Raw genomic sequence first — 15,288 nt, 5'->3', positions numbered from 1 at the left:
AATCGACCATACTTCGGGCAGTGACAAGCACGGAACGCCTGAAGGGGAATCGACAAAATTCGGATGGTCACTCGATCACCATCCAAGGGGTTGATAATATTGGAAAACGCTTGGCTTATCCCGCTTTTCCCGCTATTATCGTTTTTGATCCTTCTTCTATTCGGTAAGCGGCTGAAGGACGCGAGCGCATATGTGGGGATCCTCTTCACGCTCGCATCGCTGATCTATTCCATTTTGGTCTTATTCCAGCGCTTTTCGGAGCCAACCTACGGGACAAATTTTGAATGGCTCACGATAGGAGATCTGCATCTTACAGCGGGCTTCGAAGTCAATCAATTAAATGCATTAATGCTAGTAATTGTTTCGCTCGTTAGTTTCTTGGTACATACGTACTCCAAGGGGTACATGCATGGCGACGAGCGGTTCCATGTATTTTATGCTTATTTAGGATTATTTACCTTTGCAATGCTGGGGCTGGTGATTTCACCAAACCTGCTGCAAACCTATATTTTCTGGGAGCTAGTTGGTGTTGGTTCCTTCTTATTAATCGGTTTTTATTTTTACAAAGAAGAAGCGAAAGCGGCCGCCAAAAAGGCGTTCATCATGACCCGTATCGGCGATGTCGGCTTATTTATCGGGATGATTCTTCTTTTTTGGGAAACGAAAAGCTTTGAATACAGTGTCATTTTCCATTCAGTTGAAACCGGCGCTATTCCAACATCGATGATTACCTTAATTGCGATTCTAATTTTTATCGGGGCCGTCGGAAAATCCGGTCAGTTCCCGCTTCACACCTGGCTTCCCGATGCGATGGAAGGTCCGACACCAGTTTCGGCCTTAATCCACGCCGCTACCATGGTCGCCGCTGGTGTATATTTAGTCGCAGCACTATTCCCATTGTTCTTAGCAAGCCCAACCGCACTGCTTACAATTGCAGTCATTGGTGCGTTTACCGCCATTTTTGCGGCAAGCATTGGGTTAGTGCAAACCGATATCAAACGGGTGCTTGCCTACTCAACGGTCTCACAGCTTGGCTACATGATGTTAGCCCTTGGCTCTGCCGGCTATGTGGCAGGTGTATTCCACTTAATGACACATGCCTTCTTTAAGGCCTTGCTCTTCTTAGCAGCAGGTTCAGTCATTCATGCGGTTCACACACAAAACATTGAGGAAATGGGCGGACTTTGGAAAAAGTTGAAGCTGACCGGGCCATTATTCTTAATTGGAACACTCGCGATCAGCGGAGTGCCGTTACTATCCGGTTTCTTCTCAAAAGACGAAATTTTAGCGGCGGCATGGGAAGGCGGACATCCGATCCTGTTCTTGCTTGCGCTTATTGCGGCTTTCATGACGGCATTTTATATGTTCCGCTTGTTCTTCCTAGTCTTTACCGGGGAAGCACGCGGAAATCAAAAAAACGTTCACGAATCGCCATCCAATATGACCTTGCCAATGATGATCCTTGGCGTACTCGCCGTCATCGCTGGTTATGTAAACACACCTTGGTTCGGCACGTTCCTAGGCGACTGGCTCGTTGACGGCAATGCAGCCCTTGCCCAACATGGACATACGGAAGGTCCTGTCTGGATCATGATCGCAGCCACACTCGTATCGCTAGCAGGAATCTTCCTTGCGTACTTGATGTACTATAAGCGTTCACTTGCCCGCAACTGGTTAAGCGGCACAGGGGACACCTTGCACAGTATCTTATTTAATAAGTATTACGTTGACGAGTTCTATCAATATACCGTTGTCGCAGCGTCTAAAGCACTAAGCTACTTCTTACGGTTCATTGATGTCTTCCTTGTGGAAGGACTTGTCAAAGGCGTGGTCGGGATTGTCCAAGGACTCGGCAGAGCTGGCTCCAAACTACAATCCGGACAGGTACAGACCTATGGGGCCGTAGCCTTTATCGGTCTTGCACTGCTCGTCGTTATCTTTGCATTCACAGGGGGGTACTTACGATGAATTTATCAGCTGTTCTTTCAATCCTAGTATTCTCCCCAATACTCGGTATCATCGTGTTAGCCATGATGCCAAAATCAGTTGAAAAACCAATTAAAATCATTGGCTCTCTAGCCACCTTGCCAGCCCTTTTCTTGTCCTTGGCCTGCTATCTCCATTTTCAGTGGGGCAAGAATCTGGCAGACTTCAACGTCGCGAAAGAGTGGATTCACTTCCGCGGCATGACTACCGAAGAGCCATACTTTGCGGTCAACTATGAACTGGGCTTAAGCGGTTTTCAGCTATTGCTCGTCGTGCTAACCAGCGTAGTGGCCACATTATCAGCCATTGCCGCAGCACGGTTTGTTAAAAAAGAATGGAAGGGCTACTTCATGCTCTTTCTTCTCTTAGAAGTAGGAATGCTCGGGGTATTTACCGCGGAGAACTTAATCCTATTTTTCATCTTTTTCGAAATTACTCTCATTCCAACGTTCTTCTTAATCGGGAAATGGGGTTATTTTGAAAAAGAAAAAGCGGCATACAGTTTCTTAATTTACAACGGTTTAGGCTCTGCCGTACTCCTGATTGTGATCATGATTTTGTTTGCCAAAACAGGTACCACCAACATTGAGATGCTGACACAAATGATGGCAGACCCAAGTGCACCGCTGTCCGGTGATTTAAAAATGGGCCTCTTCATCGGTTTATTAATTGCCTTCGGTGTGAAGCTGCCAATTTTCCCATTACACAGCTGGATGTTAAAGGTGCACGTTCAGGCACCTCCAGCGGTTGTTATGATTCACTCTGGGATTCTATTAAAAATTGGTGCATACGGATTAATCCGTTTTGGATTGGGAATTTTTCCGAAGCAGTTTGATACCCTTGCGACACTGATTGCCGTCCTTGGCGTGATCAACCTTCTTTACGGGGCGTTCTTAGCCTTCATTCAAACAGATTTTAAAATGGTTCTCGCGTATTCGTCGATTTCCCACATGGGCATCGTGCTGATTGGCCTTGCAGCGATGAACACAGCTGGGGTGCAAGGGGCGATTTTCCAAGTAGTCTCACATGGTTTGATTTCGGCATTATTATTCTTCATTGTCGGCATCCTGTACGAGCGTACGGATACATCACTCCTCGAGAACTTGGGCGGAATGGCGAAGGGGATGCCGCTTGCGGCTGGCTTCCTACTAGCAGGCGGAATGGCCTCACTGGGACTTCCAGGCATGTCCGGCTTCGTTAGTGAATTTATGGCCTTTCTAGGGCTTTTCAAAGAAATACCATGGCTTGCCGCTGTCGGAACGATTGGCATTATCATGACCGCAGCGTACGTATTGCGCGCTGTCTTAGGGATTACCTACGGCAAGGCGCATCGTGAGTTCACCGCTGTGATTGACTTAAAAGGTGTCGAATTCGTACCGGTTGTGGTGCTAATGGCTTTAATCGTGTTAATTGGGGTTTATCCAAGTGTTCTAAGTTCTCCGCTGCAAACAACACTAGAAACCATCATGTTAGGGTTAGGAGGGTGATGAAGAATGGATTTAACGGCATTGAAATCATTTAGCTGGAGTGTCATGACACCAGAGTTCATCATCCTCGGTGTGGCAGCAGCATTGACATTAATTGATTTATTTCTACCGAAAAAACAAGACCGCCGCTTTCTTGGCTGGATTGGAATCCTTGGCATTGCCGCCGCCATTGTATCGGTTGTATCGCTGCTCAATACGGGAGCAACATCGATTTTGGATGACAGCTTCACGTTGGATTCCTTTGGCAAAGCCTTTAAGTTGATCCTGCTTGTCGGTTCGGGGCTCGTGATGTTCCTTGCCGTCAGCTACGAGGCAAAGGAAGGGATGGAAACCTACCGCGGCGAGTTTTATTACTTATTCTTAACCGCTTTGCTCGGTGCAATGATCATGACATCAAGCGGTGATTTAATCACGTTATTCATTGGGCTGGAATTGTTAACTGTTTCTTCCTATATCTTAGCGGGCATCCGCAAGCATAATCTACAATCAAATGAGTCGGCGATGAAATACGTCATCAATGGCGGAATTTCAACCGCGATCACCTTGTTTGGAATGAGCTATGTGTATGGATTAACAGGCTCAACGAACCTGTTCGACATTGCCCAGACACTGTCCGCCGTGACAGATGCGCAGCATGCGTACCTGCTCGGTCTGTCATTCTTAATCATTTTTGTAGGTTTGTCATTTAAATTAGCAGCCGCTCCGTTCCATATGTGGGCACCGGACGTTTATCAAGGAGCACCGACACCGGTTACGGCCTTTCTGAGTGTCGTATCAAAATCAGCAGGATTTGTCATTGTGATTCGCCTTCTGATTGCTGTCTTCTACAATGCGGCACCAACAGGGGCAAACGGCGAAGGCATCCTGTTTAAGATGCAGGATTACCTTGCCGTGATCGCAGCGGTTACCATGATTGTTGGAAACGTGGTGGCGTTAAGGCAGACCGATATTAAGCGGTTGTTCGCCTACTCCAGTATTGCCCATGCCGGGTATATCTTAGTGGCGTTAACTAGTTTGAGCTCGAACATGCTGTTTTCGATTTGGTTCTACCTGCTAGCTTATATGTTAATGAACCTCGGTGCATTCGCAGTAATTCAACTGATTACGGAACAGTCCGGATCAAGCAAAATTGCTGATTTTGCGGGTCTTTACCGTCGTTCACCGGTTCTTGCTGTCATCATGGGCATTTTGCTTGTTTCCTTGGCAGGTTTTCCAGGTACAGCCGGATTCATCGGCAAATTAAATATCTTTATCGGGACTTTCTACGGCACACCGCATTATGTGCTGGCTTCCATCATGATTGCAACGACCGTCATCTCGTATTTCTACTACTTCGGCATCATGACGCAAATGTTCTTCCGCCCGGCTAGGGACGAGCGTAAATTGAACATTCCATTCGGCATTGTCGTTGTATTAGTTGTTGCGATTGTCGGATCAGTATTATTTGGAGTCGCGCCAAACATCGCACTCGACTTTTTAAATAACTTGCAGTAATTTTTTAAAAAAAGAATGAAGGCTAGGGTTTTAAACCAAGTCTTGTCCGAGGGGATTATTTCCCTGGGAAATAAGAAATGCATCCAGTTGACCGCTTTGGGGAAGGCGGCCAACTGGAGAACGTGGTCAAATAAAAGGGGTAAACATAGAAAAAGAAGAGGCCGGGGAGCCTCTTCTTTTTGCATTCTATAGCTAAACCGTCCTCATCAATCCTCTGACCATTTTTCTTTTATTTCACCGATGCCTTCCTTTACTTTCCCTTTCACTTTATCGAATTTACCATCCGTTTCAGTAGAACGGTCCTCCGTTGCTTTTCCCCATTGTTCTTTTGCTTCTCCTTTTACCTGATCAAATCCGCCCTCAACTTTATCTTTATTCATCTGAATTTCCTCCTTTATTATGTTTGTTCTATAAATATGAGTACCCTATGGGAATTTCACTCAAACGTTCTAGAGACTATCTAGTTTATCTTTCTTTTGACCATCGTTAATGCCATTGTCTTGATCGACGCCATCACCGATACCTTTTTCTTTTAATTTGGTTTCAACATCCTTTTGGATATCCTCGAGATTCTTTTTTGCCTTCTGAAGGGAGTCGTTAGATGTGTTCTTTGTATTGTGATCGACCGCATCTTTTTGCTGGCCATCACTAATACCATTATCCGAGTCAACTCCATCACCACACCCGGCTAAACCGCCAAAAGTTAGTAACGCTGCCATTCCGCCAGCTAACCATGCTTTTTTGCTCATCGTTTCTCCTCCTTTTGTTATTCAATTGCTAACGTATATTCCCAGCGATACTGCCTGTGAAACCTATTTTTTTAGATGTTTGAAACGAATTAGACCGGGTATATCACCTAGCAAACGAGCATGAGAACTAAAAAGGGAGCGATGTTGATGAACGTAAAAGATATGATAGCTGGCTGGTACATATATACTGATCAAATTCCACACCTGCTATTTGCACTGGTGATTCTATTAATTGGCTGGCTGATCGCAAAAGCAATCGGAAAAGCAGTAACGTCACTATTAAAGAAAACAAATTTTGATGATAAGTTGTTTTCAAGTTTTGGGAATAGTAGAAGGTATTCATCTGAAACGATTATTGGAAAAATAGTTTACTATGCATTATTAGTAGTCGTCTGGATTATCTTTTTTAACATGTTGAACTTAAGCTTGATTGCCCAGCCACTCGTTAGCATGGTGTCAACAATCACAGGGGCAATTCCACATTTAATAAAAGCGGCTCTTATTCTATTATTTGCTTGGGTAGTTGCTTTTCTGCTGCGTATGCTTTTCAAAAAAGGCGCAGCAATGCTGCAATTAGATTCACGATTGGTTAAATGGAAAATGGCTGAAAATCAAGTTGCAGCCCAATCGAGTGTCGATCGAATTGCTCAGGGAGTTTTCTATTTTGTTCTATTGTTATTTTTACCTGCGGTATTGGGCGCGTTGCATATCGATGGAATCTCTGGTCCATTTACCCATGCACTAACATCGATGGTTTCGTTTATTCCTAAATTATTTGCGGCCGCCTTGATTGTCTTAATCGGCTGGCTGATTGCGAAACTTGTCCGTGATATTTTAACGAACTTTTTAAAAAGCCTAGGAGCTGATTCGATCGGTCAGCGTTTCGGCATCATGAAAAATCAGGGAGATACGAATCTATCAACGATCATTGGGAATATCGTGTTTATCTTCATCTTAATCCCAACTATCATTACGGCTTTGGAAAAGCTAGATTTGAAAGGGATCTCTGAACCTGCAATCGCGATGTTAAACCGCATCTTGACGTTAATTCCAAATGTGATTGTGGCAATTATTCTAATGCTAGTCGGGATCTGGCTTGGAAAGTGGATTGAAAAAATGGTCGTTCAAATGCTCTGGCGCTTACGATTTGATAGCATCTTCAATCAGATTGGCATTGGTACATCAACGCCGGAAAAATCGAAGTTTTCTTTATCACAAATAGTCGGACTTCTTGTTAAAATTGTCGTCGTCTTACTATTTGCTGTCGAAGCACTGCAAATTGTTCACTTAAACTTCTTAGTCACGCTGGCAACAGGAGTAATTGCGTATCTGCCAATGCTATTTGCTGCGATTGTCATTTTAGGCGTTGGTCTATATGTTGGTCATTTAGTTGAACGTATTTTACAAAATGTTATTAAAAATAATTCCTCACGCACCCTGGCAGCAATCGCCAAATATACCATTTTTGCGATTACGGTGTTTATGGCATTAGACCAGCTTGGTGTGGCACACTCGATTGTAAATGCCGCCTTTATTCTTATCCTAGGCGGGTTGGCGCTGGCGTTTGGTCTGGCCTTTGGTCTAGGCGGAAAAACATTTGCCGCTAAATATTTAGAAAAACTAGATGATAAGCTCGACAAGAATAAACAGTAATAGACCATGGCAATCCGGAATCCAGCGGGATTCCGGATTGTTATTTTTTGGGGGGTGTTCATTTAATGCTATGGTTGAACATATTCACGATTATCCTTTTAATTGTCTTAACTGGTTTTTTTGTGGCGATTGAGTTCGCCATTGTCAAAGTGAGAACCTCAAGGATTGACCAATTGATGGCGGAAGGCGAGAAGCGGGCCGCAGCTGCAAAAAGAGTGGTTACCCATCTCGACGAGTATCTATCGGCTTGCCAGCTCGGAATCACCGTGACGGCATTAGGACTTGGTTGGCTGGGGGAACCGACAGTAGAGAAGTTGTTTCATCCCCTCGTAGCTGTTTTTCATTTAAATGAAGCAGTTACCCATTTCCTATCGCTTATCCTAGCCTTTGTGGTGGTTACGTTTATAAATGTCGTGGTTGGAGAATTGGCGCCAAAAACCCTCGCCATTCAAAAAGCGGAGCAAATTACCCTCGGGTTCGCCAAACCCATTATTGGGTTTTACAAACTTATGTTTCCGTTTATTTGGCTGTTAAACCATTCATCTCGTCTGCTTGTCGGTATGTTTGGTCTGAAGCCGGCTTCTGAGCATGAGATGGCCCACTCGGAAGAAGAACTGCGCATTCTTTTGTCGGAAAGTTATAAGAGCGGGGAGATTAATCGGAATGAATGGCGGTATGTGAATAATATCTTTGAGTTTGATGAGCGGGTCGCAAAAGAAATCATGGTGCCCCGGACAGAAATGTGCTGCCTATCCGTTAATGATTCGATCGAAGAGATTGCCGAGACGCTTCGCAGGGAGAAATTCACCCGTTATCCTGTGGTGGAGGGGGATAAGGATCATATACTTGGTATGCTGAACGTAAAAATGCTGCTAACGCAACGTTTTATGAATAAAAGCACGCATGATGAATGGAAACTTGAGTCCCATCTTCAGCCGGTGATTACGGCGATTGAAACGATTCCGATTCGTAATTTATTGGTACTGATGCAAAAGGAACGGACCCATATGGCAATTTTGCTTGATGAATATGGCGGGACGTCTGGGTTGGTAACAGTCGAAGATATCATTGAAGAAATTGTCGGTGAGGTGAGAGACGAATTTGATGGCGACGAGGTTCCGGCGATTCGGACCATTACGGGGGGAAGCCACTATATTATTGATGCTAAGGTAGCCATTCACACCGTGAACGAGTTATTGGATATTGATTTAAGTGCGGAGGGCATCGATACACTAGGCGGCTGGCTTTTAACCGAAAGATCGACACGGGTTGCCCTTGATGCTGCCGTAGTGGCGGAGGGCTATGAATTTAAGGTGATCGAATCGGAGGGATACCATATTAAATACGTAGAAGTGAAAAAAGCCTCTGATTAGAGGCTTTTTAAAGAGATAAGAAAGTATGTAATTGCTTTGAAAATTGTCCAGCTCCAGCGCCCAGCGACTAATGTACTTCGCCCAATCTCCCTACGATAAGTCAACATCGAATCGCTTACGCTCTTCGTGTTTCCTTTGCCACGTATTAACGGTCAGTAGATTCTCAACTGCCCGTAAAAACCCGGTCGGCTCAACTAACAATCAGCGAGAAAAACATTCGCTGATTGAAGTTTCACCTTATCTCAGTCGATTTGGCTCCAGTCCATACGTCGCTAAACAGGCGCTTGCGCTTTTCTATTCAGGGTATATGATTCACCGGCAGTTCATGTTCCTTCTGCCTTTCATTCATAATCGAAATATCATCGTGAAACACCTTCAAAATGACTTCCTTGACACCATAAATCAACAGATGATCTCCTTCGTGAAGCTTTGTTTGATAGAGATGCGTGCGTATGATAATATCGCCGCGCTGAATATACAAAACAACCAGCTCCAGCCCTTCATGGTGGGGGATAGCTTCCTGAAACGTTTGGTGTGCAAGTGAGGAAGTTTCATAAATAGATAGATGGAGCAGCAGATCCTCTTTATTTTTTAAAAAAACATCGCGGACAGGCAGATCAGCCAGTTCAATATTCTGCTTCATTTCTCGATTAAAAAACGCAGCCAGGACACGCCGAACGCTTGCCATTTTTAATATTCCAAAAACCAAGATAACAGAGCCTGCACTGAAAAAGATTTCCTTTGCCCGCAGACCCTCTGATAGAAATTGGCTAATCGATGAAACAATCACGGCGAGGGAGAACGCACCGAACAAAATAAGAAAGAGGGCCAGTTTCCGGCGGATCGGGTGCCCTAAGATCAGCTCCGATTCCCCGGTGGTAAAGCCGGTACCCGTCATCAGCGAGATCACCTGAAACCTCGAGACCTCCACTTTCAATCCCGTTAACCGGAATAAAATCACGAAGATCTCAATGACAGCTAGAATAATCACCAAATAGATGAACAAAAATAGTAAATTCAGTGTGATCACCTCAAAAAAATAGTTGGGGCTGCTCGAAGCCCCAACTCGTTATTGTTACTGTAATTTTTCATTATAAAACTGAACCGAGTACATTGCGCCTTCATCAACCATTTTATTATCTTCAACATCATGTGGAAGCGGGTGACCGCCTTTATGAATCGGAAGCTGTTCACTTTTTTGATAGACCGTGGGAAGGACCTTCCGCTTCCAATCTTTTAATAAGGTCCCTGCCTTAATCCGATTGGGCTTATTGCTTAGCCACACTGCCGCCGAAGCGCCAACCCCAACCGCTAATAGTGAGCTCATACTTAAGACACGTTTCATCTAAATTACCTCCTTAAGATTTGAACAACCTATTCTAATTAATAAATACCCACACAGATGAAAGATTAAACGTTTAAAGGAACAGATAAGCGGGGATAAGGTCTAAAGAGGAGGGATTCTTTTGGAAAAATATATTGGTGCGAACAAATGGAAGTGGTTAGAGTGGAACAGCGAGAAGATGAACCAACTCCCCCCATCAAATAATGAGGATCCTGTTATGACGGTTTGGCTGAAGCAGGTTGGAAAAGATAAAGCCAATAGTTTGCGTGTAACCAGCTTAGCGAATGGTGAAAAAGTCATCAACGGTTCCCTTATTTTTCAACAGAGTTATACCGATGAAAACCATTATAAAATCTTTCATTTCTTTTTAACAACGGATCAATTAATTACCGTAGACCTTGAAATCACCTCGTTAGATCGAGACAACCTTAACCGCCAATTAGCGCGGACGAATAATGCCGTTGAAGGCTTTTTACTTTTTCTCGGAGAACTGATGAATGGGATGCTAGTGGAGATTGATCAGTTTGAGGAGACCCTTAAAACACTCATCTGGAATGTGAGAAAGCGAAATGAAATAGGAATTCTTGAACTTGTCTATACACGCCGGCATGAACTGTTAGTCTGCAAAAACCTATTAATCCCGATCAATGAAGTAAAAATGGCCATCGATGAAATCAATTTCCCTGATAGTAAGGATGGGGAATTTTTCTCGTGTACGGGCAAACGGATTGAGCGGGCCAAAGTCTTGCTCGATGAGTATGAACATGAGCTTGACTCGCTGATTAATTTAGAAGAGGTCATTTCCTCCCATCGCGGAAATGAAATTATGAAAACCTTAACGGTGTTAACGACTATTTTCACCCCGATTATGGCTCTAGGGGCATTATGGGGCATGAATTTTAAGTATATGCCGGAACTCAACTGGCGGTACGGTTATATTTTCTCGATTGTCATGATCGTCGTCTCAACAGCCCTTTTGTATTATTTTATTAAAAATAAAGGCTGGACCGGCGACCTGTTAAAAGGGAAAAAGAAAGGATCCTTTTTTAAATAAGTGGTTTGAGGACGAAGATGAGGTGGTATTACACTAACATGGCTATCAAAAAGGTAGCCTGGATGAAAATTTTAATAAAAGGAAGCGGGTGATAGAAATATGTGGTTGCCTGTTCGGTAAATCCTGTTGAACGACAAGGATGAACAACAGCAGTCTTGGAAAAAGGAGGAATTTATGATGACTACCAATTATAATGGCACGAACACATTGGATGAAGCAGGTATTAAAGAGGATGACACTCTTTATAAGCAGACGGAAAACGAGCAAAAATCCATGAATGGCGAGAACAACTTGCAGCAAAAGTATGGTCATAGAGACGATGATGGCCTCCCGTTAATGGATGAACAAGGTTCGCAGCGGGAGAATCAAGAACATCAAGAACAGTTTAGGCAAATTGGACAATCGGGGGAGAATCAGGGCTCGCAAAACCGTGACCTGAACCAGACTGGCCAAGCCAATCAGGAGCGGGCTTCCCAAAATGGCCAGCGGGACCTTGAAGAACAAGGTCAGCATCTGTCTGGTTATAACATCGCCAAGAGCGATGGGCAGGATTTTCAAACACAAGAGGACCTTGAAAGAAACAATGGGGATCCCCATCCTGAGAAGCAGGTAGATGAATTTTACCAGCGATATGGTCGAGAGGATCCACTTGAAAAGCAGTTCTAAAAACTGATCTATGGGTACCGAAGCTTACTATAAATAAGGCTTGCACCTAACTAGTGGTGCAAGCCTTTTCATCTATATTATATATTGTATTCGGCAAAAAAAATAACGGCCCTAGGAAATGGCCGTTACATCTATCTATTGAAGCGGATCTGGAGTTAAACCCCGTTCCTCTTTCAGCTCAGTACCCGTTTTGGCTTTCGTCATTTGCTTGCCAAGTTTTTTTACTTCATCAAAGTTCTGCGCCATCGAACCATTTTTTTCCGTTTCGACTTTCAACTTTGTTTTTAATTTTTTCAGTTCATCCATCATTTCCTCTCCCTTCCAGCTGTGGTAGCTTTTGTATACCCACTTTCCAAAATCCCAAACTATACCATTCGAGCTAGGCCACATGGACTATTCGTTAGATTACAAGATTTGGGTATAATAGGGAGCATAGGGACGGTTCTCTTGCTTCCGAAGCAAGAGAACCGTCCCTATGCTCCTAAATTTTTTTAAAAAAGTAGGTTTAGAATGTTTTAAATGTGGTTATATACACTATAAATATCTAGAGGTGATGATGGAATGAATCTAAGTATAGATGTACATCAGCAAAACGAGGAAGTATCGGTGATGCTAGCAGGGGAAATTGATGCCTTTACTGCACCAAACCTAAGAGAGGAATTATTACCGCTCGCTGAAGGGGAAAACAGAATCATGAGTATTAATCTCAGGGACGTTTCCTATCTAGACAGTACGGGTCTTGGCGTGTTTGTTGGTTTATTTAAGAAGCTTAAGGAAAACGGTGGAGAATTAAGACTGATTGAGTTATCTGATCGACTGAAGCGGCTTTTTGAAATTACTGGCCTAGGGAACATAATGAATATTTCTGCAAATTAAAGGGTGGGGGACGATGAAACAAGTGATGGACTATATTGAAATGAAGATTCCAGCAAAATCAGACTATGTCGGTGTAATTAGGTTAACGTTATCAGGGATTTGCAGCCGCATGGGTTATACATATGAGGAGATTGAGGATATAAAAATTGCTGTCAGTGAAGCGACAACCAATGCTGTCCAGCATGCCTACTCCACAGAGGAAGGCGGCGAAGTCACTTTAGGATTCGGCATTTATGAGGACAAGTTAGAAGTTATGGTAGCTGACAGTGGAAAAAGCTTTAATTTTATCCAAACCAGAAACGAGCTAGGCCCTTATACGGAATCAAGTACCGTTGAACAACTTTCAGAGGGAGGGTTAGGTCTGTTTTTGATCGAAACACTGATGGACGAGGTCCGTGTTTTGAATCATTCCGGTGTAACGGTCTTCATGGCGAAGTATCTAAGTGGGGAGCGTGAAAATAATGGGACAACAGCCACAACCCGTGAAGCGAACTAAGGAAGAAATCGACGCCCTGATTCTGGAATTTCAACAAAAGGAGAACCCTTTAGCCCAAACCATTTTAGTCGAACATTATACCGCCCTAGTTGGGAGCCTTGCCCGAAAGTATTCAAAAGGACGAGATTTTCATGAAGACATCATGCAAGTCGGAATGATTGGATTATTGGCCGCCATCCGAAGATATGACCAAGGTGCCGGGAAGTCATTTGAATCCTTTTTAATTCCAACGGTAATCGGAGAAATCAAACGGTTTTTACGTGATAAAACATGGAGCGTCCATGTTCCAAGACGAGTAAAGGAAGTTTGGCCGAAAATTAAAAACGTAGTCGACGAGCTGACGAATAAAAACCAGCGTTCTCCTAAAATCGAAGAAATTGCCGAGTACATGGAGCTATCGGAAGAGGAAGTTTTGGAAGCGATGGAAATGGGGAAAAGCTACCAGACCGCTTCTGTTGACCTGCCGATTGAAACCGGCTCGGAAGGAAATGTGGTCACTGCTTTAGATATACTCGGTTCGCCTGATGATGGTTTTGAAAAAGTCGACCGAAAACTTTTGCTCGAAAGCGCACTGCATGTTTTATCGGAACGAGAGAAAGAGATTATTCATTGCACGTTTGTAGAAAATAAAAGCCAAAAAGAAACGGGTGAACAATTGGGGATCTCACAAATGCATGTTTCCCGCTTGCAAAAAAAGGCTATTGAAAAACTGCGCAAGGAACTAGCACGTGATGCCTATCAAGGATTAAACACCGTGTAAATAGAAAAAAAGGTGCCTGTCACCCACTCGGGTTAGCGTTTTTAACAAGGGTGGGTGACAGGCACCTTTTTCAGAAGGGGTATGTTTATGAATATTGTCATTGTGGATGATAATATAACAAATCTGATGATTATTGAGAAAATCCTCCAGAAGGCGGGCTATGATCAATTAGTGTTGATGTCTTCTGCCAGGGAATTATACGATTATCTTCAGCTTGATCCAGCTGGTTCGGATTCAGACTCTGTGGAAGTCCCTGTTGATTTAATCTTAATGGACCTGATGATGCCTGAGATTGATGGACTGGAAGCCTGCCGGACGATTCTTGCCGATGAGCGGTACGCGGATTTGCCGATTATTATTGTGACGGCAATGGGCGATTCCTATAAGATGGCCGAGGCGATGGATGCCGGCGCGCTCGATTATGTGATGAAACCAATTAATAAAGTGGAGCTGTTGGCACGAATTCGCTCTGTACTAAGGTTAAAGTATGAAAAGGACTTACGTAAGGAGCGGGATAAGCGGATTCAGCATGAGTTAAACTTGGCCAAACAGGTCCAGCTTAGCATGCTGAGTGAACCAATCCAAAAGGACGATGTCGCCATTTCGGCGGTCTACAAGCCTTCATTTGAACTCGCTGGGGACCTGTATGCCTGGTACCAAATCAGCCCGGGCCGCTATGGGGTTATTTTACTTGATATGATGGGGCATGGGATTTCGTCTTCGCTTGTTTGTATGTACATATATTCGACATTAAAAGATGCGATTACAGGGATAGGTGACCCTGAAGCCGTGATGATTGAACTAAATCGGAGGATGAACCAGCTCCGGATGCCGGAAAGTCTAGAAAACTATTATTTTACGGCGATTTATTTTGTGCTGGATACGGCTGAACAGACGATTGAATACGTCAATGCTGGTCATCCGGCGGGGATTGCCATTGTCGATGAGGAAGTGCAGCTGATGACGAACGGCTGCTGTCCCCTTGGTTTTTTTGAGGAGATTGAGGTCACCAAAGGGGTGATTCCTTATCAAAGCGATGCCCGAATTTTGCTGTTTACGGATGGTCTGTCAGAGGGACTTGAAGAGGAATATGAGGTGGCCATTTCGAAATTGGTTCGCAGTTTGCGTGAACAGGAGATGGAGGATCCCAAGGAGTTATTTGAACGGCTGCAGTTGAGTTCCGAGCTGCTGCAGGACGCGAAGGATGATATGTGTTTGGTGATGGTTTCAACAAATGGGGTCGATCGTGCACGTGGACGGGAAAAAGTGATTCGGACGGGCAAGGTGAGGAAGAAGTAGTGTTGGTGTGGAGGGGGAAACGGGTGGAGTGGGCGTTTTGGGCGGTTGAT

Annotated in this window: 16 protein-coding genes; 11 read left to right on the top strand and 5 right to left on the bottom strand. The window is 44.1% G+C overall.

The genetic code is table 11. The features are described 5' to 3' along the window. The first annotated feature begins 96 nt into the window (after nt 1-96). From nuoL to nuoN, 3 genes are read left to right on the top strand one after another with little or no spacing between them, the layout of a single operon-like run. On the top strand, nt 97-1,968 hold the full coding sequence (gene nuoL, locus L1999_RS28400) for an NADH-quinone oxidoreductase subunit L (protein WP_235744492.1): 1,872 nt from the start codon (nt 97-99) through the stop codon (nt 1,966-1,968). Continuing rightward, entirely contained in the window at nt 1,965-3,473 is a 1,509-nt protein-coding gene (locus L1999_RS28395) for an NADH-quinone oxidoreductase subunit M (RefSeq protein ID WP_235741573.1), read from the top strand. Before nuoL ends, L1999_RS28395 begins: the two co-directional genes overlap by 4 nt. A gap of 6 nt (nt 3,474-3,479) precedes the next feature. Beyond that, nucleotides 3,480-4,967, top strand: coding sequence for an NADH-quinone oxidoreductase subunit NuoN (nuoN, locus tag L1999_RS28390; protein WP_235741572.1), 1,488 nt, complete (start codon nt 3,480-3,482; stop codon nt 4,965-4,967). A gap of 206 nt (nt 4,968-5,173) precedes the next feature. Here nuoN and L1999_RS28385 read toward each other — a convergent pair whose 3' ends face one another. Next, a complete protein-coding gene (locus tag L1999_RS28385; RefSeq protein ID WP_235741571.1) occupies nt 5,174-5,347 on the bottom strand; it encodes a CsbD family protein in 174 nt (57 codons plus the stop codon). A gap of 69 nt (nt 5,348-5,416) precedes the next feature. Beyond that, the gene (locus L1999_RS28380; RefSeq protein WP_235741570.1) at nt 5,417-5,716 is read right to left on the bottom strand and encodes a hypothetical protein; all 300 of its coding nucleotides are present in this window, start codon (nt 5,714-5,716) and stop codon (nt 5,417-5,419) included. A 147-nt stretch (nt 5,717-5,863) separates the two neighbouring features. Here L1999_RS28380 and L1999_RS28375 point away from each other — a divergent pair, with 147 nt between their 5' ends. Together L1999_RS28375 and L1999_RS28370 are read left to right on the top strand one after the other, a co-directional pair. Further along, entirely contained in the window at nt 5,864-7,369 is a 1,506-nt protein-coding gene (locus L1999_RS28375; protein ID WP_235741569.1) for a mechanosensitive ion channel, read from the top strand. A 65-nt stretch (nt 7,370-7,434) separates the two neighbouring features. Continuing rightward, the gene (locus L1999_RS28370; RefSeq protein ID WP_235741568.1) at nt 7,435-8,742 is read left to right on the top strand and encodes a hemolysin family protein; all 1,308 of its coding nucleotides are present in this window, start codon (nt 7,435-7,437) and stop codon (nt 8,740-8,742) included. A gap of 298 nt (nt 8,743-9,040) precedes the next feature. On the opposite strand, the gene L1999_RS28365 is transcribed toward L1999_RS28370, so the two are convergent. Together L1999_RS28365 and L1999_RS28360 are read right to left on the bottom strand one after the other, a co-directional pair. Then, a complete protein-coding gene (locus L1999_RS28365; RefSeq protein WP_235741567.1) occupies nt 9,041-9,640 on the bottom strand; it encodes a hypothetical protein in 600 nt (199 codons plus the stop codon). A 177-nt stretch (nt 9,641-9,817) separates the two neighbouring features. Next, the gene (locus L1999_RS28360) at nt 9,818-10,087 is read right to left on the bottom strand and encodes a hypothetical protein (protein WP_235741566.1); all 270 of its coding nucleotides are present in this window, start codon (nt 10,085-10,087) and stop codon (nt 9,818-9,820) included. Between the two features lie 121 nt (nt 10,088-10,208). Here L1999_RS28360 and L1999_RS28355 point away from each other — a divergent pair, with 121 nt between their 5' ends. Both L1999_RS28355 and L1999_RS28350 read left to right on the top strand, forming a co-directional pair. Then, entirely contained in the window at nt 10,209-11,141 is a 933-nt protein-coding gene (locus L1999_RS28355; RefSeq protein ID WP_235741565.1) for a magnesium transporter CorA family protein, read from the top strand. A gap of 174 nt (nt 11,142-11,315) precedes the next feature. Next, nucleotides 11,316-11,807: a hypothetical protein gene (locus L1999_RS28350; protein ID WP_235741564.1), complete on the top strand. Its 492-nt coding sequence runs from the start codon at nt 11,316-11,318 to the stop codon at nt 11,805-11,807. A gap of 135 nt (nt 11,808-11,942) precedes the next feature. Here L1999_RS28350 and L1999_RS28345 read toward each other — a convergent pair whose 3' ends face one another. Next, nucleotides 11,943-12,116: a hypothetical protein gene (locus L1999_RS28345; RefSeq protein WP_235741563.1), complete on the bottom strand. Its 174-nt coding sequence runs from the start codon at nt 12,114-12,116 to the stop codon at nt 11,943-11,945. Nucleotides 12,117-12,368: 252 nt separating this feature from the next. Between L1999_RS28345 and L1999_RS28340 the strand changes: the two genes are divergently transcribed. The 4 genes from L1999_RS28340 to L1999_RS28325 all read left to right on the top strand — a co-directional run bounded on the left by L1999_RS28340 (nt 12,369) and on the right by L1999_RS28325 (nt 15,238). Beyond that, nucleotides 12,369-12,683, top strand: a complete 315-nt coding sequence (locus L1999_RS28340; protein ID WP_215045568.1) for an anti-sigma factor antagonist — start codon at nt 12,369-12,371, stop codon at nt 12,681-12,683. Nucleotides 12,684-12,696: 13 nt separating this feature from the next. Further along, a complete protein-coding gene (gene rsbW / locus L1999_RS28335; protein WP_235741562.1) occupies nt 12,697-13,179 on the top strand; it encodes an anti-sigma B factor RsbW in 483 nt (160 codons plus the stop codon). After that, nucleotides 13,145-13,939, top strand: coding sequence for an RNA polymerase sigma factor SigB (sigB, locus tag L1999_RS28330; protein WP_235741561.1), 795 nt, complete (start codon nt 13,145-13,147; stop codon nt 13,937-13,939). Before rsbW ends, sigB begins: the two co-directional genes overlap by 35 nt. A gap of 87 nt (nt 13,940-14,026) precedes the next feature. Next, the gene (locus L1999_RS28325; protein ID WP_235741560.1) at nt 14,027-15,238 is read left to right on the top strand and encodes a PP2C family protein-serine/threonine phosphatase; all 1,212 of its coding nucleotides are present in this window, start codon (nt 14,027-14,029) and stop codon (nt 15,236-15,238) included. Nucleotides 15,239-15,288 lie beyond the last annotated feature (50 nt).

The organism is Neobacillus drentensis (assembly GCF_021560175.1).
In the GTDB taxonomy this organism is placed as follows: domain Bacteria; phylum Bacillota; class Bacilli; order Bacillales; family Cytobacillaceae; genus Neobacillus; species Neobacillus drentensis_A.
Note: the sequence above shows the minus strand (reverse complement) of the source record. Positions and strands in the feature narration are given on the sequence as shown.